Below are 20,565 nucleotides of genomic sequence, written 5' to 3'. Positions count from 1 at the left end.
ATATGACGGCGTCGCGAGAGCGGCGCCGTTTCTGGTTTGTGGGGGCCGCCGGCGGATTCGGGCCGTCGACACCCGCGTCACCAATTTCCCCGCGGGGGGAGTTTTCGAATCCGCCCGGGGGCACCAGAGATTTATTGAGCCTGGTACCGCCATGGTGCCGGGCTCTTCTGGTTTAAAGCCGCGTTCATCCATGGGCGGCAATCCCACATCAAAAGAAAAGCGCCCGCTTGCTGGGGGAGCAAGCGGGCGCTTCTGAGCGAATGTGTTTGCGGTCTAAGCCGCTCGGAGCAACAAGCGATCGACGTTAGTTGCTAGACTCGGAGTCGTCGCCGGAACCGGAGATGGAAACCGTCAGCGTGATCGTGCTATCGGTGGACTGCTTGCCGGTGGGGGAGACACCCGTAACGGTGGCGTTTTCGTTGCCGCTCACGGGGTTGCCGTTCTGATCGCAGAATGCGATGTTGTAGAAACCGGCGTTGTTGAGCGCGGTGACGGCGGCGGAGATGCTCTTGCCGTACAGGTTGCCCGGGACGCTGGCCTTGCCGGACTTCTTGGCGATGACGACGGTGATCGTGGCACCGGGCTTCTGCTTGCCGCTGGGGTTCCAGCTAATTACGGTGCCCTCGGTAACCGAGTCGTTTTCCTGGTAGCTCACGTCGAGGCCAAAGCCAGCCATGTCGAGAGCGTTGCGCGCCTGGGCCTCGGTCATGTCGGTCAGATCGGGCACCGAGGTGGTGTCCGGGCCGCCAGAGACCTTGTACGAGATAGTCGTGCCCTTCTCGACCTCCTTGCCGGCAGCAGTGCTCTGCTCAAAGACCTGGCCCTCTTCGGCCTCATTGGCTTCCTCCGAAGCGCTGCCCTTCAGGCCCACGCTTGCCAGTGCGGCCTCGGCCTGGTCCTTGGTCAGGCCGAGGAGCTGCGGAACCTCAACCTTCTCGGAGGGCTTAGGGCCCTTGGAGATTACCAGGTTCACCCTCGTGCCCTTGGCCTTCTTGGTGTTGCCGTTGGGGGTCTGCTCGGCGACCTTTCCCTCGTCGACATCGTCGTTGTAGCTTTGGTCGACGGTGCCAACCTCAAGGCCGGCTTCCTTGATCAGCTCAATAGCGGTCTCCTGGTCCTTGCCCAGCACGTCGGGCACCGTGACCTGTTCGCCACTGAACATGCCCGTGGCAAAGGCCACCACCACGCCAATCACGGCGACGGCGGCAATCACGGCGGCGATGATCTTGTTCTTGTTGGACTTAGGCTTCTCGACCTCGTAGGAGCCCGTGGAGCCCGAGACAGCGCTACGGGCGGTATTCTGACCGCTCACGCCCGAGACGGGACGAACCATAGCGCGCGTTGAGTCGGAAAGCTCGCGGGTCTTGGTGGCACCCAGGTCGCCGGCGGCACCGATGATGCGCGTGGGCTCCGAGACGTTGACGGCACGGCCGGACAGGTAGCTGTTGAGCACCTGGCGCAGCTCGTCGGCCGTCTGGAAGCGGTTTGCCGGGTCCTTCTCCATGCACTTGAGGATGATGCGCTCCAGGTCGGCATCGACGCCGGAGTTGATCTGGCTCGGCGGGATGGGGAGCTCGTTGACCTGCTTGAGCGCGACCGAGATGGCGTCGTCGCCGTCAAAGGGTACGCGGCCGGTGGCACACTCGTACATGACGACACCCAGCGAGTAGATATCCGAGGTGGGGCCGAGGTCCTGGCCGCGGGTCTGCTCGGGGCTTACATAGTGGGCGGTGCCCAGCACGTTGTTATCCTGCGTGAGGTGGCTGTTCTTGGCGCGTGCGATGCCAAAATCCATTACCTTGATGTTGCCGTCAGGCAGCACCATGATGTTTTGCGGCTTAATGTCGCGGTGGATGATCTCGTGCTTGTGTGCGACCGAAAGCGCGGAGCTGATCTGCGAGCCGATCTGCGCGACCTTCTTGGGATCGAGGGCGCCGTGGCTCTTGATGCCGCTCTTAAGGTCGGTACCGCGCAGGTACTCCATGACGATGTAATAGGTGTCGCCGTCCTTGCCCCAGTCGTAGACGCCCACGATATAGGGGGAGGACAGGCCGGCAGCTGCCTGGGCCTCCTGCTTAAAGCGGGCGGCGAAGGTGGCGTCGCCGGCATACTGCGGCAGCATGATCTTGACGGCAACCGTGCGGTCGAGGACCTGATCCTGTGCACGGAAGACGGTCGCCATGCCGCCCGTTCCCACCTTATCCTTGAGGAGGTATCTTCCCCCGAGGACCCTCTGTTCCATTCCTGCTCCTAACATAACTATTCGCTCAACGATGTGTGTAGTACCAAATGTGTGGCCGCTGGGGCCGTGTGGCGCGTTGCCGCTAACCCTTAGGCCGCGGCGCACCTCGGGTGTCCGATTCGATCATGGGCATCACGCTCCCTGTGCGGCGAGCGCCGCGGTCAGGACGATGCCGGCAATCTTGGCCGCCTCGACGTCGTGTTTGTCGTAATCCTCCAGGGCCACCGAGATGGCAACCGTGGGTGAATCGTAAGGCGCAAAGCCAACAAACATAGAGTTGACGTTGGTGCCGCCGGTCTCGGCCGAACCGGTCTTGCCGGCAACCTTGACGCCCGGAATCTGGGCATCGGTGCCGGTACCGGACTGGACGACGGCGAGCATGGCCTGCTTGACCTGATCGGCGGTGGTAGAGCTGACAGCCTGGCCCAGCGAGCGGGACTGCGTGGTCTTAACCACGGTCCCGTCCGGGGCGAGTATCTGTGACACAAAGAACGGGTCCATGACCACGCCGCTGTTGGCGATAGCGGCAGCGATCACGCAATTCTGCATGACGGTGGTCTGCGGGCCAGGTGTGTGGTCCATGCCGACGGGCTGGCCGGCGCCTGCCCAAGCGGTCTCCCACTCGGTCATAAGCGACGGGTCGGCCATGATGGAGGCCGCGGCGGTAAGGTCCTGACCCAGCTTTTGTCCATAGCCAAAGGCGTTGGCAAACTGTACCAGCGAGTTGGCGCCGACCTCGTTTGCCACCTGGCCAAAGACGACGTTGGACGACACGGCGAAGGCCTGCTGCAGGCTGATGGTGCCGTAGCTCTCGTTGGCATAGTTGGTGACCGGCGCGTTGCCGATGTCCATGGAGCCGGGCGCCTGGTACGTGCTGGTAAGGCTGGCGGTGCCGGTTTCGAGCGCCGCGGAGAGTGTGACGACCTTAAAGGTCGAGCCCGGGGTGTACAGCGCGTCCATGGCACGGTCGTACATGGAGCCGTCCTCGCCGCCGCCCGCCTGCAGCAGGGCGTCGATGTTGGTGTTGTCGTAGGTGGGCGAGCTCGCACACGCAAGGACCGCACCGGTGCGCGGATCCATGACCACCACAGCGCCCTTAAAGCCCTTGAGCGCCTGCTCGGCAGCCGTCTGGATGCGCGAGTCGATAGTGAGCTTGGCGGTATTGCCCGGCTGGGTCTGTCCCGCGAGCGACGCGATGGCGTTGTTCCAGCTGGAGTAATCCTTGGAGCCGGTGAGCGTATCGTTCATGACGCTCTCGATGCCGGCGGTGCCGTATTGCTGGCTCACGTAGCCCACCACGTGCGCGGCCATGTTGCCGTTGGGGTAGGAGCGGGCGTAGGTGCCGTCCTCCTGCTGCAGCGACTCGGCTAGTGTCACGCCGTCGGACGTGATGATGGAGCCACGCTGGATGTACTTGGAGCGGGCGATGGTGTGGTTGTTGGTCGGCATGTCCTGATAGTCCTTCGCCTTGATGACCTGGACATAGGTGAGGTTGCCGATAAGGATGGCGAACAGCGCCGTGAAGGCAAACACGGCACGAGTCAGACGGTTGGCAAGCGCCACGCGGCCGAGCACGCCGGACTCAGGCGTGTCGAGCAGGCGACGACGCATGCGAGAACCCGCGGAGTGGTTGCCGTGGCTGTAGGAAGGCGCGTTGGCAAAACGCGTCCCGGTCGGGGCAGCGGCGGATGCGACCTGGTCATCGGTGATGGCGGCCATGGTGCCGGTGCCGGTGAGCTCGGCTTCGCGTCCGGTTGCCTCGTCGCCGGCGCGCAGCAGCAGCGCGACGATGATAAAGCTCGCCAGCAGCGAGGAGCCGCCCTGGCTCATAAAGGGCAGGGTGACGCCGGTCAGCGGGATTAGGCGGGTTACGCCGCCAACGATTAAGAATGCCTGGAAACTGATGGCGGCCGTAAGGCCGGTCGCGCTAAAGGCGGCAAGGTCGGACTTGGCGCGGGCTGCCGTGGTGAGGCCACGCACGGCAAAAAGCATAAACAGGATGAGCACGGCGCCGCCGCCCAAAAGGCCCATTTCCTCGCCGATGGCCGAGAAGATAAAGTCGGACTCGACGACGGGGATGTTGTTTGCCATGCCGTTGCCAATGCCAACGCCAACCAGGCCGCCGTCAGCCAGCGAGTAAAGTGACTGTACGATCTGGTAGCCTTGGCCCTGGGCGTCCTTAAACGGATCGACCCAGACCTGAAAGCGCACCTGCACGTGCGACAGGAACTTGTAGGCGCCCACGGCTCCAACGGCCAGCAGCGCAAGGCCGATGATGACGTACGAAAAGCGTCCCGTGGCAACATAGAGCATCAGCAAAAAGATGGTGTAGAACAGGACGGCCGAGCCCAGGTCGCGTTCGAAGACGACGATGAGCAGGCACACGCCCCACACGGCAAACAGCGGCAGCAGCAGGCGGAAGCGCGGAATCTTGAGGCCCAGGATCTTGCGGTTGGAGATGGAGAGCAGCTCGCGGTTCTCGGCCAGATAGCCTGCCAGGAACAGGACGATGAAGACCTTGGCGAACTCGCCAGGCTGGATGGTGAAGCCCGCGATGCGAATCCACAGCTTGGAGCCCGAGATCGTGGTGCCGATAAAGATCGGCAGCATCAGCAGGATGATGCCGATAATGCCGAAGGTGTACTTGTAGCGCATGACCACATCGAGGTTCTTGACCAGCGCGAGCGTTCCCACCATGAGCGCCACCGAGACAAACAAGATGATGAGCTGCGAGATGGCGAGGTCGGGGGCCAGGCGCGTCACGAATGTGATGCCGATGCCCGAGAGCACAAAGACGATGGGCAGGATGGCGGGGTCGGCGCCGGGCGCCAGGATGCGCACGGCGATATGCGCCGCGGCGAAGGCGGCAAAGAGGCCGATCGGCACGGCGAGCGTCTCAAAGGAAATCGTGGCGCCCGCGGTGAGCACGTACATCGCATAGAGCAGGATGACGGGGAACGCCGAGGCGATGAGCAAGAGCAGTTCGGTGTTGCGGCGACTCATAAGCGGCACTCCCTTTCTAATTCTTATCGGAGGCTTCGGCCTCGGCTGACTGTTCGGCGGTTTTCTCGGAATCTGACTCGGAGGTGGATTCCTGATCGGTGTTGTCGCGAATCGTTTGCGCGTCAATCACCTGACGGGTCTGCTCCTCGTCAATCTGATGGCGGTACTTGGAAATGGTGTCCTGCGCATCGTCGACATTCGTTTGCGGAATGCCTGCCTTCAGGCGGTTTTGCGTGTCTTCGGGCAGGTCGGACAGTTTGATGCTGGTTTCGCTCTCGAGCCAGTGGAGCTCGACTCCGAGCGTCTTGCCGGGCAGGCCGCGCCAGACGGCGACATTGCCGTGGTAGGTTCCCAAGTAATAGGAGCCAGTGACGCCCGTGTATGCCCAGATGCCTGCTACCAGCACAAAGACAAGGGCCAAGACGGTGGCGATGGTGACATTGCGGCGTCGGACGCGTTTTGCCTCGCGCATGACGCCGTCGTCGACCAGGTCGACGACCACCACGGTCACATTGTCGTGGCCGCCGGCGGCGAGCGCCGCGTCCACCAAGTTGTCGACACAGATCTGTGCGCTCGAGGACTGCGTAGCGATGTTCTCGATATCGCTATCGGGAATCATGCTCGAGAGACCGTCGGAGCACAGAATCAGGCGGTCGCCTTCCTCGATGTGCAGGGTAAAGTGGTCGGCATACATGGCGGGATCCGAGCCCAGCGCGCGGGTGATGACCGAGCGGTTGGGGTGGACGCGGGCCTCGTCGGCCGTAATCTCGCCGGCATCCACGAGCTCCTCCACGTAGGAGTGGTCGCGGGTCACGCGGATGAGCGTACCCTCGTGGAGCAGGTAGGCGCGCGAGTCGCCCACGTGGGCGATGGCGAGCGTGTCGTTTTCGATGTAGGCGCAGGTGGCCGTGCATCCCATGCCGGGTTTGCCCAGGCCGTTGAGGGCGGCCTCGATCACGGCTGCGTTGGCGGCCTCGACGGCTGCGGCCAGGCGCGCGGCGTCGGCGGACTGCGGCGCCGTCTTGGCGATGGTCTCGACGGCGATGGAGGATGCCACCTCGCCGGCGGCGTGTCCTCCCATGCCGTCGCACACGCAAAAGAGCGGCGACTGCACCAGATAGGAGTCCTCATTGTGCGGGCGTACACATCCGACGTCGGAGCGGGCGCCCCACATAAGCTGCGTGGTGGTGCCGGCGTCGTAGGTCGAGTCGGTCTCGATGCGCTCGTCGGTCAGCGGCTCAAAGCTCATGGTCGAGCCGGGATCTTTGAGCTTTGCCTCCACGGCCGCGACATCGATCTCGGCGGTGTCGCCGGGGGAGACGGTGTCGGCATCGTCTCCCGACTCGACGTCGGAGACGTCCGGAAGGTTGAGATCTTCGGTTACGCGGTCGGCGGGATCGCCGCCCTGCTGCGGCTCGACAGCCGTCGGCTCGGGCGTCGCAAAGTGCGACGGCGCGGGCGTACTTTGGGGTTGAGCGGAGGGCTCGGGAGCTGCGGCGGGCGCGGCAACGGGCTGCTCGACTTCGGCAAGCGTTGCGGATGCGGGCACCGCCTCGCTTGCCGGGGCGACGGGGAATGCCGGCGCGGCAGGCTCGGGGGCTGCAAACACGGCAGCGCTCTCGTTAATCGCCTCGGCGACGGGCTCGGCAAAGTGAGCCGGTGCGGGCGTTGCCTCCGGTTCTGCGGACTGCTCGGCAGCGTGCGCGCCGATGGGGGCGTCGAGCTGCTCGGCGTCGGCGTCCTCGTCATCGACGAGCGCCGGATATTCTTGAGTTACATGCGAAAGAGGCAGGGAGAACACGGTGTCCTCGGGCTCCACGGTCGCAGGGCGCGCCGGAGCGGCATGAGCCGGCGCAGCTGCGGGGGCAGTCGGCGTCTCGGGCATGGTTGCGGACTTGTTCTCCTCGTCGATCATCGACGGTTCACCTTCATGACCACGTCGCCAATCTGGACCTCATCACCCTCGCGCAGCGTTGCGGGCTCTACCAGCTGACGGCCGTTAACGAGCGTGCCGTTCAGCGAGTTGAGGTCTTCGATGATGAGTGCCGGGCCCTGCAGCGAAAAGCGTGCGTGCGAGGCCGAGACAAACGGTTCGTTGATGCAGATGTCCGAGGACGGCGAGCGGCCCACGATGACGGGGCCGAGCATGTCTACATGGATGCCACGGATGCCGCGCGGACCTTTGTCCACATCGATCGTCCAGATAGCGGAGTCGCGGCGCTGGCCGCGTACGAGTCCCACGCCGGTTTTCATGACGGCGAACAGGAAGATGTAGAGCAGGGCGACCAGGACGATGCGGCCTGCAAAAAGGACGATATCGATGTTCATAAGCGACTATCCCCTAAATTCAAAAGTGCTCAGGCCAAACGTCAGCAGGTCGCCGTTGCGCAGCGGGCAGCGCGTGATGCGGCGGTTGTTGACGAGCGTGCCGTTGGTGGAATTGAGGTCCTCGATCGACCAGTCCGAACCGGTAAAGGTGAGCTGGGCGTGACGGCGCGACACGTTGGGGTCGCGCAGGGCGATGTCCGAAACCGAACGCTCGCGACCGATGGTCACCTGCGCGGAAGTGATGCTGTGGCTCTCGCCGCTCACGACGTCGACGAGCTGGGCGAGCGGGCGCTGCGGGGCGCGGGTGCTCGCCATGTTGGAGGCAATACCGGCCGCGGCGCCAAGGCCCACGGCGGCGCCGGTCGCGGCGGCCCCGCCCATACCGGCGAGGGCGTCACGAGAGACGGTCTGCGGCACGGGGATGGGCGCGGCGGCGGGGTTGGGGACGTTGGGCGCAAAGGGATCGGCCACGGCGAGCGGGTCGGGAGCGGTGGCACGGGGCGCCGGCTGCTGGGGCATGGCGGCGGGGCGCTGTTGCTGCGGAGCGGCGAATTGCTGCTTGCCGGCGCGGGGAGCGCTGGCGGCGCGGCTTGCGGCCGAGTTGTTCTGGCCCAGGCCATTCTGGTAGGCGCGCTCTTCCTCGTACAGACGACCGAGCGTGGGGGCGTCGACGTTCTCGGCAAAGACCGAGAACTTGCCGGCACGCAGCTGCGGGTCGATCATAAAGCGAACGAGGGGTTCGCCGACAAACACATAGCGGCGCTTTTCGGCCTGTGCCTTCACAAACTCGCGAACTTCGCGCGAAAGCTCGGGGTAGAACGGGGCGAGCATGGGATCGTCGTCGGCGGCGATCAGGATGGTATAGAGTGCCGGCGCGGTGTTGACGCCGTTGATCACCAGAGTCTGATCCTCCATGTCGCGAGCGGCCTGCTTGGCAAGCTTCTTAAAGGAGAACGGGGCACGGGTGGCACCGAAGATGCCGGCCACGTGGTCCTCGAAGATGTTCAGGAAGTTCACGAAAGATCACTCTCCGTATAGGTTCTTTGGTATCCGAGCAAATATAGGCATATCCCAACGATTATAGAGGATAGGGTTCCCGCAACCGCCGCCTTGACGACGACCGCGGCCGCAAGGCTGGCAATTTCCATATGGTGTGCAAGACAGAGTGACGCCGCGGTGCCTATTCCGCAGCCGGCGATGGCGGCGATTGCGGTAAGGTTTGAGCCCTGATCGGCATGCTTGGCATGGGCATTGAGCAGCGCAGATGACGCCGCGGCAGTAGCCGCTACCAGCACAAAGGCAGCCCAAAGGAGTGGGTCTCCCAGCGCTGCGGCAACGTTACCGAGCCCCAGCACGCCTCCGGCTGAAAGCGCGACCGCGGCCAGACGGGCAAAAAGTGCGCCCATGCCCGTTGCCGCGGCGGCGCTTGCTGGGCCGAGCCAAAATGACGCGACGCCGGCGGTGACCCCAGCTGCCAGGAAGGTATTGCCGGTCAGACAGCCAAGCGCGAGTGCACAGGTGAGTGCGGCGCTCGCGGCAGCCTCGGTGCGACCCCAGGCGATCCACCAACCGGACATGGCGGCGGCAAAGATCACCGCGACGGGCAACATCGACAGGATGCCCTGTGCCTGCATGGTGGCGTTGGCCATGAGCACCAAAAAGCCCACAGCCGAGATGGCCGAGCCAATCTGGGGGGCCAGGCCAGCTGCCGCTCCGATCGCGATAGCCGCAATGACCAGGCCGGGAAGCGCCGCGACCCCGGCCGTTTGCATCAGCAAAAAGCTAAAGGCGCCGCACGTTAGCGCCGAGATAGCGTGCATGGTGTAGTCGCGCGCATGGCTCCAGCGCGTGCCCGCCCAGCCGAGCGCGGGGTCGACCTCGATGGCGTCGTCCTCGTAGTACGACGGCTCGATATCGTCGAGCTCCTGCTCGTCATCCGAAAGCTCGCCAACCATTTGCTCCAGACTGCGACGGCCCTCGCGCACGCTGCCCAGACCGGCAAGGAGTTGGTCGCAAAATGCCTCGATGCTGTTGGGGCGGTCCTGCGGCATGGGGGAGAGCGCGCTCATGAGCGCGGCCTCGGCTCCCGGGGGAAAGTGTGGTATCAGCTCGCTGGGATAGGTGGCGCCGCCGATGATGCGGTCGAGCGAGTCGGCGGGCGTGGCCGCCATAAAGGGAGCGCTGCCGCACAAGCCCTCATAGATAACGCAGGCAAGGGCAAAGACATCGGCGCGTTCGTCGACCGTGCCGGTCTCGATATCGAGCTGCTCGGGCGGCATGTAGCCGATGGTGCCGCCGCGCGAGCCGCCAAAGCCACCGGCAGACGACAGTCGCGCCATGCCAAAGTCGGTGAGCTTTACATTGCCCGAGTGGTCGATGAGCACGTTGGCGGGCTTAATGTCCAGGTGGAGTACGCCATTGCTATGGGCAAAGGTGAGCGCCTGCCCCAGCGCGTCGGCAATGGTCGCCGCCTCGTCAAAGGTGAGCGAATGGCCGTCAACTCGATGCAAAAACTCGGCGAGCGACATGCCATCGACATATTCCATAACCAGGTAGGCATAGGCGGTGTCGTGCGTAAAGTCGATGACCTGCACGATGTTGGGATGTTGAAGCATGGCGGCAGTGTGCGCCTCGCGCAGGACATCCATGATGTCGCTAGCGGGCATGTCGGCACCGTTAATAAGGGGGATGCGTTTAATGGCGACGCGGCGGCGCAGGTGCGTGTCGCGGCAGATCTCGATGGAGCCAAAACCGCCGGTCGCAAGTGTCTCGAGCGGCTGGTACCGCTTGAGCAGCTCGCGAGAGCTGGTGCCCTCCAAAGGAACGTCCGGCGAGAACCGGGCGGTATGTTGCGAGAAAAGCGGCATGGCCAACCCTCGTGCGTTTAAAGTTCGTTTGCGAGTGGCGGGCGCGGAGCCGAGCCGTTCGCGGTGGCATAGATGCTGCTAGTGTAGCACGCTCGGGTGCATGGGGAGGATAGCGGGATGCGAGGCTGCCTGTCTGGCTTGGCCTTAGCGCTCCTTCTTGTTCTTCTTCTGCTTGCGCTGCTTGCCCTTGGTCTCCTGGAGCTTGTCGCCCTGCTTGGCCTCGGCGGCGGCCTTCTCGGCCTTCATTTTCTTCTTCTTGGTCTCGATGCGGAGTTTTTTGTTGATGCGCGCCTTAAGGAAGGGACCGAACTGCTCGGCATCGCCACGGACAAAGGTGTCCTTGGGGATCGTCACGCCCTGGTCGGCGAACATGGCCACAAAGATGCGCTCGCCGTCGAGCACGTGGTCGAGCTTTTCAAACGGGAAGAACTGCGACTTGCCGCTCTTGCCCCATACCATCAGGCCGTCTTCGTTGGCAGCGACGCGGCGATAGCGGCCGCCCATGGACTCGTCGGCCTCGACGGCATCGATAAAGTCGCGGGCGAGCGTGTGGTGAAGGTTTTTGCTCCACCAGGCCAAAAAGGCGCCGAATACGATCAAGACGACGCCAAACTTGATCCAGCTGCCGCCGGCCACCAGCATGCCGATGCCGATGAGCGCGGCAATCGCAGCGGCGACATACAGCGAGCCGCGACGCCTGGGCGAGGCAACCAGGCGGGCGAAGTCGGTGACGAGGTCGTTTTCGTACTGGTACTCGTTGAGGTACAGGATGCCGTCGTCGGCCGCGGCCTGCTCCTCGAGCGCGACCTCGACCTGGTCGGCTGCTTCGAAGGGAACGAGGTTGCTCTCTGCGTCTGCCATGCTCTTTGGACTCCTATCGCGGCGGGCTCGCCGTACGGGTTATTATGAATGCAGTATGCCGTGCGACCGCATGGCCGTCGCGGCAACAAGACTCAGTATACCCGGGGGAGCACCCATGGAATCGTTGTACCGAAAGTATCGCCCGCTCACCTTTGACTCCGTGGTGGGCCAGCAGCATATCGTCTCGACGCTCGAGCACGCCATCACCGAGGGGCGCCTGTCCCACGCCTACCTGTTCTGCGGACCGCGCGGCACGGGCAAGACCACCATGGCGCGCATTCTGGCCAAGGCGCTGCTGTGCCGCAATGCCGAGGCGGCGCGCGCCGAGGGTGCAAGCGGCTGCATGCCCGACGGTACTTGTGAGGAGTGCGAGCTCATTGCCGAGGGTAACCACCCCGATGTTTACGAGCTCGATGCCGCCTCCCGCACGGGCGTGGACAATGTGCGCGAGGAAATTATCAACTCCGTCAACTTTGCCCCGGTGCGCGGCAAGTACAAGATCTATATCATCGACGAGGTCCACATGCTCACGACGGCGGCGTTCAACGCGCTGCTCAAGACGCTTGAGGAGCCGCCGGCGCACGTGATCTTTGTACTGTGCACCACCGATCCGCAAAAGATTCTGGAGACCATCCTCTCGCGCTGTCAGCGTTTCGATTTCCATCGCATCGGCAACGAGGATATTGAGCATCGCTTGGCATACGTGTGCGAGCAGGAGGGCTTCGATTACGACGACGAGGCGCTGGCCATCGTGGCGCGCCATGCCAAGGGCGGCATGCGCGACGCGTTGTCCACGCTGGAGCAGCTGAGCGTCTTTGGCAACGGTTCTGTGCATGCGGACGACGCCCGCTCGCTTTTAGGCGAGGTTTCGGACCAGATTCTGGGCGAGTTTTCCCGCGCCATTGCCGATCGCGATGTTGCCGAGCTCTATGGACTGATTCGTGCGCAGGTCGAGGAAGGAAACGATCTGCTGGAGCTGACGCGCGACCTGGTGGCGCATGTGCGTGACGTGTACGTTGCCTGCGTTGCCGGTGCCCGTGCCGAGCTGTTTGAGGGCGGCTCCGAGCAGGCCGAGGCGCTTGCTGCCGAGGCCGCTGCCTTTGGCGAGCATCCTGCCGACCGCCTGGCCCGTGTGCTGACAGTGCTCGACGATGCCGCACTGGAGATGAGGGGCGCGAGCGACGTGCGCCTGGTGCTCGAGATTGCCTGCACGCGTCTGGCGCGTCCCGAGGCTGATTTAACGATTGAGGCATTGGCCGAGCGCGTGGCACGTCTGGAGGCCATGGTTGCCAACGGCGCCGTGCCGGCGAGCGTGGCTGCTGCTCAGGCCGCCGCGCCTGCAGCATCCGTACCCGCTGCTGCCCAACAGCCGACGCTCATTTCGGGCGCCCGTGCTGCTGCTCCGGCGGCATCCGCTGCCCCTGCTGCTACGTCCGCGCGCCAGGGTGGCATGCCTTGGGACCGCGGAGCTGCTGTTCCGACTGCCCAGCCTGCGCCCCGTTCTGCGTCCGTGTCAGCCTCCAAGCCTGCAGCGCCTGCGCCTCAGCCCGTTGCGGCCCCCGCGCCTGCCACCGCTCCGGCACCTAAGCCCCAGTCCAACAATGCCGCCCAGGTTGCCGCCGCCGGTGCTGCCGAGACGCCCGCGGTCGAGGATGCCGGAGAGCTGCAGCGCAAATGGGCCGAGGTTGTCGAGCGCGTCAAGGCGCGTCAGGCTTCCTACGCAGGGCTTTTGCTCAACGCCCGCGCCACGGCCGACGACGGCTCCAAGCTCACGGTCTCGTTCCCCGCGGGTTCGACTTTTGCCATTAAGATGCTCGGTCGCGCCGATACGCAGTCGGTGGTCCTGCCGACGGTCTGCGCGGTCTTCGGTCGTCGTACCGTCGACTATGTCCTGGATGGGGGTGGCACGCCGGCTCCTCAACATGAGGAGCATTCTCCATCTGCACGGGCTGCGGTATCTGCGGACCCGCAACCCGTGTCCTCGGTGCCCCCTGCATCCTCGAGCGCCAGCGCGACGCAGCCAAAAGCGGCGCCGGTAGCGGCACCGACCCCGTCGGCGCCTGAACCCGCTGCGCCCAAACCGGCTGCTCCGATCCCCGCGCCCAAGTCCGCTGCCGCGCCTGCGCCCAAGTCATCCGACCTGGCCAAGGCCCCTTGGCTGCGCTCCGACAACCCTGCCGGTGCTCCTGCCACGGGCAAGCTCCCGACCGAGCCCGCGCCCCGAGCGCCCGAGCGCGCGTCCGTCCCCATGACTCAGCCGCCTGCGCAGGCTGCGCCATGGGAATCCGAGCAGGTGCCCTACGACGATGCTATGGTCGGTGGTTTTGCTGCCGATGCCGGCGGGGACGATCTGCCCCCGTTCGACGTGCCGGGTGCGGCGTCCGCGACCAAGGCCGCTGCTGTGGCACCCGCAGCCTCTGCAAACGACGACGTCCCCGCCGCTCCCTGGGAATCCAATCCCGGTGCTGGCAGCCCCTTCGGCCATCAGGGCGCAGCCCCGAGCATCCCGCAGACCGAGGACGAGGCCAAGGCCCTCATCCGCAGCGTCTTTGGCCAGGCCACCATCTTCAAGCCGGTGGAGTAGCTGCGCAGGCGGGTATACTGCTCAAGAAGAGGACCCCTTGTCCGGGCGCATCTGTATTTCGGACATGTGTAGTGTGGTGCCGCGTATGTCGCATTTGAGCAGACAGGTGCGTGACGGTCGGCCTAGGATGCTGAGGTCGATACGATACGTCGCATGGCTGTCCGTGTACTCGACTTGCTCGGCGTTAATGGTTGCTCCGATTGCCAAATAAACGCCTAGCTCGGCATCGACAATCTTGAAGTCCTTTATCTTGACCTTGAACTCTTGGTAGAGGGACGGGCTGTTGTAGTAAACGGTTCGGGTTTCGTCGGTGCACTCATCGGTCGTCTCCCATTTGACGACGGGCTGGTCCGAGCTGGCTATCAGCAATTCTGCTCCAAAGGCTATAGCATGGGTGATGACAACCAGCAATGCCCAGCCGACAAAGAGATAGAGAACTAAATATGCAACGGGGTGTTTTGAGCGGATGTTTTGGAGCACGTCGGGGGCATTCATGGGGCACCTCCAAATTGCTATCTATGGCAATCAAATTATACCCTGCCGCCATGTGCGCCGCCTCGAGTAGTGGCTCGGCATTTAGCCATTTAGTGGGACGCATAAAATGTCGGATTCCGGCTCTACAAGATTTAGCTTTCAATATTATGCAGATGCGAATTATTCAACTTTGCATAATCTTTGGGTGCGGCTTGCACTCCAGGACATGTATATCGACTGAGGTAGTGTGTCCGCCCCGTTCGCTGACCTCGCGCCGTGGTACGATTTTTGAGTTTGAAAGTCTCGCCGTGCTCCGGCTGCCCTTGCAGCTTGTCGCGCGGCCGCACGTAAAGGAGCCATCATGGCCGGTATGAACATGCAGCAGATGATGAAGCAGGCTCGCAAGATGCAGGAGCAGCTTGCCGCCGCGCAGGAGAACCTCAAGTCCCAGACCGTCGACGCTTCTGCCGGCGGCGGCATGGTCAAGGTGACCGTTAACGGCGAGATGGAGCTCGTCAGCCTCACCATCGATCCCGATGCGCTTGATCCCGAGGACGTCGATATGCTGCAGGACATGATCATGGCTGCCGTCAACGAGGCCGTCCGCGGCGTCAACGAGCTCGCCAATAAGCAGATGGGCGCCATCACCGGCGGCCTCAACATTCCGGGCATGCCGTTCTAAGACACGCATATATATGAGTGCGAATCACAGCCTGCAAAAACTGCTCGATGAGCTGGGCCGCCTGCCGGGCATTGGTCCCAAGTCGGCCCAGCGCATCGCCTATTACCTGCTCGAGGCCGATGCCGAGGAGGCCCGCCGCCTGGCCGAGGCCATCCTGGAGGTTAAGCAGGAGGTCCACTTTTGCAGCCGTTGCTTTAACTACGCCACGGCCGATGAGTGCTCCATCTGCCAGGACCCGATGCGCGATACCACTCGCATTTGCGTGGTGGGCGAGCCGCGCGACGTCCAGGCGATCGAGCGCACGGGCAGCTACCACGGCCTGTACCATGTGCTGGGCGGCGTGATCAGCCCCATGGACAAGATTGGTCCCGAGCAGTTGCACATCCGCGAGTTGCTGGCGCGTCTGGGCCACGAGGATATCCATGAGGTCATCATCGCCACCAACCCCAACATCGAGGGCGAGACCACGGCGAGCTACCTGGCCCGCACCATCAAGCCGTTGGGCGTCGAGGTGTCGCGTCTGGCAAGCGGCCTTCCCGTGGGCGGCGACCTGGAGTATGCCGACGAGCTTACGCTTGGCCGCGCCATCGAGGCCCGTCGCGCGATTTAGGTGGCGAGCCTGCTCCTGCCGTATGTTTTCTTCGCGACGCACGGGGTAGTCATAATTTCCCCGTGCGACTGTGAGTTTGTTGTGCAACAAAGATGCTTCGTATCCGCTTATCGCATGGATGCTTCCGCTCGCATCCTTAATTTGCCCATTCGTTGCGCAACCTTTTGGGTTCGCTGATACACTCAAATATGGATTTGAATGAATGCGCCGCTCCCGAGCGGCGTGTTTTTCTTGGAGGAGAACGCATGCGGCCCGGTGGCACTCAGACAAAGCGCGGCGCCGCGGTGCGCATGCGACGCCGACTGGGCTTGGCGCCGCGGGCGTACGCACTGCTATCGTGCTCGCTGGTGCTGGTCATAGCTGGCGTTTCTGCCTATGGCATGACCGTGCCGTCCATGATGCAGGCGCATGCCGCACGCGAGCCGCGCGTGGGGCATGAGGTCAAAAGTGATCTGGGCACCACGACTGGATATGCTTGGGCAAGTGTGGTCGCGCATATTGTGTTTGGCACCGACGATGCGGATGGCGCCGAGGCCCCGGACAACGAAGTCACGCTTGCCAATGGCAAAACCATCGTGCTCACCAACACCAAGATCATCGATCGGTTGTCCAACAATAGCGTGGCGGCAACGGTGAATAAGGTCGAGCAGCAGAAGGAGCAGGACGCCCAGCAGTCCGGAAAACCCGGCAGCTCGGATACTTCTGGCTCCGGCTCGAATTCGTCGAGTTCGAGCGGCGGCTCTGGGTCGGGCTCCTCTACCGGAGGGTCTGGAAACGGCGGCTCGACGGGCGGTAACACTGACAACGATGCAAACTCCGGTGGCCTTTCCGCTGCTGAAGAAGAGAGCATTCACAGTTGGCTTGTGACCAAGTACAACATGCTCGACGGTTATGTTTCTCGTGCCAATGACGTGGTCTCGACCTATAACTCTACGGGAGATCCCAGACCGTGCGACAGCCTGGTCGGGGAGATGTTTGTCATTCGAGCCGAGTTCGGTCGTCAGACATTCTCGCCCCGGTCAAAGTGGTATCAGCAGTATGCCAATCTGTGGGGCTGTTACACCAACCTATGTCAATGGGTCGGCCATTACGGCGATGATGACGTCGCGCTCGGTAACTTCAACAATAACGTGGCGGCGCTTGCCCTATGATGACCGATCTTGCATCCACCACACCACAATCGCTCGGTCGCGATCCCATGGTCGGCCTGCGCCTGGCGCGTGTCGACGGGTTTGAGCCGGCCATTGCGCTCGGTCAGGACGAACTGCCTGCCTATCTGCGTCGTTTTACGATGCTGTTTGCCGACGATGCCACCATGCGCCGTGGCGGTATCGGCCGCGTGACGCGTGCCGTCAACGCCCAAGGCGAGGCCGTGGCACTCAAGCAGCTCATCTTGCCGACGCGCGATGAGTTTGACGACGATGCCGCTCACGAGGCGCTGGTCGCCAAGTTCAAGGCGGCGTTTCGCGAGGAATACGAATGCCATCGCGCCCTTTCGGGCCTTAAGGGCTTTCCCCGCCTCTATGGCTGGGGCGAGGTCGACGGTGTGCCTGCAATTGTCATGGAATGGGTCGAGGGCGAGACGCTTGCCCGCTTGCGTTCGCGACTCGCCGTGGACGATGCCGGACGCCTGTCGCCGCTTGTGGCGGCGCGTCTGGGTCGCGACCTGTTCGATCTGCTCTGCCGTATGAGCCTGGTGGGTGAGGGCTTTGTCCATCGCGATATCTCGCCCGCTAATATTATGGTGCGTGCGGCGCGTCTGCCGCTTGACCGGCAGCTTGCCGAGGGCACCTTTGACCTGTGCCTGATCGACTTTGGCTCGTCGCTGGCGCTCGAGCCTGCGTCGGCCGTGGCCGGTACCGGCGGCAAGGCGTCGTTTACGGAGCGCTATGCCACGCTGCGTCGCGCGACGGTTGCCTATGCCCCGCCCGAGATGCTCACCGACGATATTCCCGATCTGCGCGCTTTGCGTATGTCGCCGGCGATCGACGTCTATGCCGCGGCAAGCACGGTTTACGAGCTCATTGCCGGCGTCGCGCCATACGAAGCCGCGCCGAGCACTTCGGGCACCTCGGGTTCGCGCAAAAAGACGCGCGACATCGCGAGCCCCTACCGTCTCAAAATGGACACACGGCCCGACTATCCCATTGGTGCCCATGCGCCCGGTTGTGATTTGACTCAACTGCTTCGTCGTGAGCCCGATGTGGCGCTCGCCGCGGCCGAGCAGGCCCAGCAGCTAGGGCTTGAGCCGGATTCCGAAGAGCTACGCGATGCGCTGGCGTTTGTCGATGCCCAGCTGTTCGACGTGGTGATGGCCTGTCTGTCCAGCCATCAAAAAGATCGTCCCGAGCCGGCGGCGGTCGAGGCGGCGCTCTCGGCGTTTTGTGACCACTATGCGCAAAATGTCGGTCGTTCGCTCCGCGGCGAGCCGCTCACGCCGTGCCCCATGGATGCGTCTGGCCGCGCGGTGCGTCGCGCGCTGATGGTCGGCGCGACGGTCGTCTGTGGCGTGGTTTGGGCTGTGGTCGTGGTTTCGGCCGCGCTGCTGGCGTCGGGCGCTCGCGTGACGGCGACTTTGGGATCGCTCGTGTGGTCTGGGTCGCTACCGGGTATTATTGCCGCACTGGCGTTGGCGCTGCCAGGCATAGCCGGCGTTGCCGCGGGGGCACTTGCGCGCGATCGGCGCTCGGGCTTCCTGCAGGGTGTGCTTGCGCTTTCTGCCTGCGAGGTTCCGGTGCTGGTTGTGGCTGCATGTAGCGTATTTTCCCAACGCGCCGTGATGGGTGGCCTTGTTGCCGCTCTGGTTGCAACCTATACGCTTACGTGGTTTTTGCTTGCGATGGGCTTTGCCGTTGAACTTCCCGTTTCGGCACCACGACGCACAAAAGCCCAGATGGCGACTCCGCTTGCCGGTGGAGCCGCAGCTGCCCGTACTTTTGGCGGACCTGTCGAAGTATCGTCCGATTCTATTTCTACGACTAAGGAGGCCTAGGTCATGGCATCTCAAGTTGAGCTCACCCCATGCGGGGCCATGTTTGACATCTTTAAGCGCGCGGCGCATCTGAGCCATATCGAGCTGTGCGGCCTGGTGCTTTCGTCCCGTCCGCTCGCCGACGGCCGCAGCCCGCAGAGCCGAGCCGCCGATCGCTCTTGGGTTTCCCGCTTTATCGTTCGCGCGCCGGTCGGCACGCTTCAGCAGCGCTACTTTGCCGAATACGGTACCTCGGCTGCGCGTATTATGTCGCAACTGGCCCTGCGCCAGCGCAATCCCATGGACTCCACGGCTGTGATCAATATGGTGTGCGGTCCTGCAGGTGAACCGATGGTACGCGCGCTCGAAGAGTGCCACCAGGACACGAATCTCTATCGCAACGCGCTCGATCGCCTGTCCCAGGCGGCGGAACTCATGCCCGCCGAGCGCGCCGAGGCCGTGCTGGTGCTGTTTGTCGCCGTCGGTTGTTCGGCGGATGTGCGGTCCTCGGTGAACTATGCCATCGACTACGCGCACGCGACCTGTGGCGGAGGCACATCCACGCCGCGTTCGCTTGGCATGTCGATGACCGCGGGCGAACGCGAACCCGCCCCGGCGCACCCCTTGGGCTTGCTGCGCGTGCAAAACAGTTTTGTCGTGAGCGCCCCGCGCTGGATTCAGCCGAGTGAGCAGGGTGTTGAGATTGGCGCGCTGGCCACTGGTGAGGGCGATATTACCGACGTCGGCGACGATGTCTCGGCCCGCCATGCCCATATCTGGTGCGATGCTCAAAATATCTGGCACGTCGAGGACTTGTCGTCCACCAACGGAACCGTGGTGGTAAACGGGGCCACGCGCGTCTGCATTCAGGTCGAGCCCGGCCGTTCCGCCCAACTCAATCCCGGCGACGAGCTCAAGCTCGGCGAATCCACTACCTACGCCATTCTCTTCGGTGCCCTCTAGTCGGCAGATAGGGACGTTTCTTTTCTGCCGGCACTTGGGGACACTTCTCGGCGCGCCAGAGCCAGTCGCCCGGGGATGGAGGGGCCATTTTGGCCCTTGGCGGTCAGTCGGGGCGAAACTAGAAGATCTTTCCGATTCGCGGCTGTTCATGCTTGTAGAGCATCTAAAACAATAGGATGTTATTCTGGAATATGCCGGGTGCGTGAACTTGCCTGTCTTAGCCTTAATAAGGTATAGGGGAGTTTGGCTCAGGGGTTCCGTCTTGTTCTTCAGCGCAGTATTGTGGGACAGATTTGCTGAGATTGGCGCCTTACACCGCAGAGCGCACGGAAGGCTCTCGATTTGTGTTCTGGCCCCAGAATACAGGGCCTGATACTTACCAACTGTGGCATGGATGTAACATCTGTAGAAATCAACCCTTTTGTTGTCGACCTTTGTAAGAAAAACACTGCCATCAACTCTTTGGATGACGAAACTAGGGTGCTTGAGGGGAGCCTTTACTCCCCTCTGAGAGATGACTCATGTTTTTCGCTTGTCGTTGTGAATCCTCCGTTACTGCCGATTCCGGATGAGATTCCTTATCCCTTCGTTTGAGATGGAGGACAATCGGGTCTGGATAAAACACTTCGTATTCTTAAGGGTGGCGATACGCATTTAGAGAAAAACGGTAAATACTGCTAATAGGGGTGACGACGATGGTGCAGGGGCGACCCGCGATGCTCTCATCAATACGTCGGATACTTGGGAAATCAGGTCTAGATGCATGTATGATGATGCTGTGTGGCTATTCAATTAATCCGCGTTCCGAATGGGTGCAGGGTATAGCTGCGACATCGTATGCTTTTGACCCGGCGCGATACTCAGATATTTCTGAGGCGGTTGACGAAGTTTATACGCACTATGCCGCGCAAGGCGTTTCGGAAGTTTGCACATCTACGTTACGGGCTTAGGTTTCTTCAAGCGAGCAGGCCGGTTGCGTT

14 protein-coding genes are annotated in these 20,565 nt (G+C 62.9%); 6 read left to right on the top strand and 8 right to left on the bottom strand.

Going from position 1 to position 20,565, the window contains the following annotated elements; genetic code table 11:
* Positions 1 to 304 precede the first annotated feature (304 nt).
* The 7 genes from pknB to AAAX59_RS07895 all read right to left on the bottom strand — a co-directional run bounded on the left by pknB (position 305) and on the right by AAAX59_RS07895 (position 11,301).
* Entirely contained in the window at positions 305 to 2,242 is a 1,938-nt protein-coding gene (gene pknB, locus AAAX59_RS07925; protein WP_349071374.1) for a Stk1 family PASTA domain-containing Ser/Thr kinase, read from the bottom strand.
* Positions 2,243 to 2,374: 132 nt separating this feature from the next.
* The gene (locus AAAX59_RS07920; RefSeq protein ID WP_349071373.1) at positions 2,375 to 5,245 is read right to left on the bottom strand and encodes an FtsW/RodA/SpoVE family cell cycle protein; all 2,871 of its coding nucleotides are present in this window, start codon (positions 5,243 to 5,245) and stop codon (positions 2,375 to 2,377) included.
* A 16-nt stretch (positions 5,246 to 5,261) separates the two neighbouring features.
* Positions 5,262 to 7,160: a Stp1/IreP family PP2C-type Ser/Thr phosphatase gene (locus AAAX59_RS07915; protein ID WP_349071372.1), complete on the bottom strand. Its 1,899-nt coding sequence runs from the start codon at positions 7,158 to 7,160 to the stop codon at positions 5,262 to 5,264.
* Positions 7,157 to 7,573, bottom strand: a complete 417-nt coding sequence (locus AAAX59_RS07910) for an FHA domain-containing protein (RefSeq protein WP_006235180.1) — start codon at positions 7,571 to 7,573, stop codon at positions 7,157 to 7,159. The genes AAAX59_RS07915 and AAAX59_RS07910 overlap by 4 nt, the downstream gene beginning before the upstream one ends.
* Before the next feature lie 6 nt (positions 7,574 to 7,579).
* Complete coding sequence (locus AAAX59_RS07905) at positions 7,580 to 8,590, bottom strand: FhaA domain-containing protein (protein ID WP_349071371.1); 1,011 nt, start codon at positions 8,588 to 8,590, stop codon at positions 7,580 to 7,582.
* The gene (locus AAAX59_RS07900) at positions 8,587 to 10,440 is read right to left on the bottom strand and encodes a serine/threonine-protein kinase (protein WP_349071370.1); all 1,854 of its coding nucleotides are present in this window, start codon (positions 10,438 to 10,440) and stop codon (positions 8,587 to 8,589) included. The genes AAAX59_RS07905 and AAAX59_RS07900 overlap by 4 nt, the downstream gene beginning before the upstream one ends.
* A 144-nt stretch (positions 10,441 to 10,584) precedes the next feature.
* Positions 10,585 to 11,301, bottom strand: coding sequence for a hypothetical protein (locus AAAX59_RS07895; RefSeq protein ID WP_349071369.1), 717 nt, complete (start codon positions 11,299 to 11,301; stop codon positions 10,585 to 10,587).
* 115 nt (positions 11,302 to 11,416) lie between these two features.
* Here AAAX59_RS07895 and dnaX point away from each other — a divergent pair, with 115 nt between their 5' ends.
* A complete protein-coding gene (gene dnaX / locus AAAX59_RS07890; protein WP_349071368.1) occupies positions 11,417 to 13,885 on the top strand; it encodes a DNA polymerase III subunit gamma/tau in 2,469 nt (822 codons plus the stop codon).
* Between the two features lie 21 nt (positions 13,886 to 13,906).
* Here the strand turns inward: dnaX and AAAX59_RS07885 are convergent, their stop codons facing one another.
* Entirely contained in the window at positions 13,907 to 14,380 is a 474-nt protein-coding gene (locus AAAX59_RS07885) for a hypothetical protein (protein WP_349071367.1), read from the bottom strand.
* Between the two features lie 340 nt (positions 14,381 to 14,720).
* Here AAAX59_RS07885 and AAAX59_RS07880 point away from each other — a divergent pair, with 340 nt between their 5' ends.
* From AAAX59_RS07880 to AAAX59_RS07860, 5 genes are all read left to right on the top strand, one after another.
* Positions 14,721 to 15,041, top strand: coding sequence for a YbaB/EbfC family nucleoid-associated protein (locus AAAX59_RS07880; protein ID WP_117798913.1), 321 nt, complete (start codon positions 14,721 to 14,723; stop codon positions 15,039 to 15,041).
* A gap of 13 nt (positions 15,042 to 15,054) precedes the next feature.
* Entirely contained in the window at positions 15,055 to 15,651 is a 597-nt protein-coding gene (gene recR, locus AAAX59_RS07875; protein WP_006235173.1) for a recombination mediator RecR, read from the top strand.
* Between the two features lie 245 nt (positions 15,652 to 15,896).
* Positions 15,897 to 16,802, top strand: coding sequence for a hypothetical protein (locus AAAX59_RS07870; RefSeq protein WP_035136736.1), 906 nt, complete (start codon positions 15,897 to 15,899; stop codon positions 16,800 to 16,802).
* Positions 16,799 to 18,643, top strand: a complete 1,845-nt coding sequence (locus AAAX59_RS07865; RefSeq protein ID WP_349071366.1) for a hypothetical protein — start codon at positions 16,799 to 16,801, stop codon at positions 18,641 to 18,643. Before AAAX59_RS07870 ends, AAAX59_RS07865 begins: the two co-directional genes overlap by 4 nt.
* Before the next feature lie 3 nt (positions 18,644 to 18,646).
* Positions 18,647 to 19,585, top strand: a complete 939-nt coding sequence (locus tag AAAX59_RS07860; protein WP_022094220.1) for an FHA domain-containing protein — start codon at positions 18,647 to 18,649, stop codon at positions 19,583 to 19,585.
* Positions 19,586 to 20,565 lie beyond the last annotated feature (980 nt).

Source organism: Collinsella sp. CLA-ER-H2, assembly GCF_040092405.1.
GTDB lineage: Bacteria > Actinomycetota > Coriobacteriia > Coriobacteriales > Coriobacteriaceae > Collinsella.
Note: the sequence above shows the minus strand (reverse complement) of the source record. Positions and strands in the feature narration are given on the sequence as shown.

What these genes read in the sequence shown, in the direction of transcription:
- AAAX59_RS07865 (WP_349071366.1), top strand. Translation starts at nt 16,799, where the DNA reads ATGATGACCGATCTTGCATCCACCACACCACAATCGCTCGGTCGCGAT.
- dnaX (WP_349071368.1), top strand. Translation starts at nt 11,417, where the DNA reads ATGGAATCGTTGTACCGAAAGTATCGCCCGCTCACCTTTGACTCCGTG.
- recR (WP_006235173.1), top strand. Translation starts at nt 15,055, where the DNA reads ATGAGTGCGAATCACAGCCTGCAAAAACTGCTCGATGAGCTGGGCCGC.
- AAAX59_RS07915 (WP_349071372.1), bottom strand. Translation starts at nt 7,160, where the DNA reads ATGATCGACGAGGAGAACAAGTCCGCAACCATGCCCGAGACGCCGACT.
- AAAX59_RS07895 (WP_349071369.1), bottom strand. Translation starts at nt 11,301, where the DNA reads ATGGCAGACGCAGAGAGCAACCTCGTTCCCTTCGAAGCAGCCGACCAG.
- AAAX59_RS07860 (WP_022094220.1), top strand. Translation starts at nt 18,647, where the DNA reads ATGGCATCTCAAGTTGAGCTCACCCCATGCGGGGCCATGTTTGACATC.
- AAAX59_RS07870 (WP_035136736.1), top strand. Translation starts at nt 15,897, where the DNA reads ATGCGGCCCGGTGGCACTCAGACAAAGCGCGGCGCCGCGGTGCGCATG.
- AAAX59_RS07920 (WP_349071373.1), bottom strand. Translation starts at nt 5,245, where the DNA reads ATGAGTCGCCGCAACACCGAACTGCTCTTGCTCATCGCCTCGGCGTTC.
- AAAX59_RS07885 (WP_349071367.1), bottom strand. Translation starts at nt 14,380, where the DNA reads ATGAATGCCCCCGACGTGCTCCAAAACATCCGCTCAAAACACCCCGTT.
- AAAX59_RS07900 (WP_349071370.1), bottom strand. Translation starts at nt 10,440, where the DNA reads ATGCCGCTTTTCTCGCAACATACCGCCCGGTTCTCGCCGGACGTTCCT.
- pknB (WP_349071374.1), bottom strand. Translation starts at nt 2,242, where the DNA reads ATGGAACAGAGGGTCCTCGGGGGAAGATACCTCCTCAAGGATAAGGTG.
- AAAX59_RS07910 (WP_006235180.1), bottom strand. Translation starts at nt 7,573, where the DNA reads ATGAACATCGATATCGTCCTTTTTGCAGGCCGCATCGTCCTGGTCGCC.
- AAAX59_RS07880 (WP_117798913.1), top strand. Translation starts at nt 14,721, where the DNA reads ATGGCCGGTATGAACATGCAGCAGATGATGAAGCAGGCTCGCAAGATG.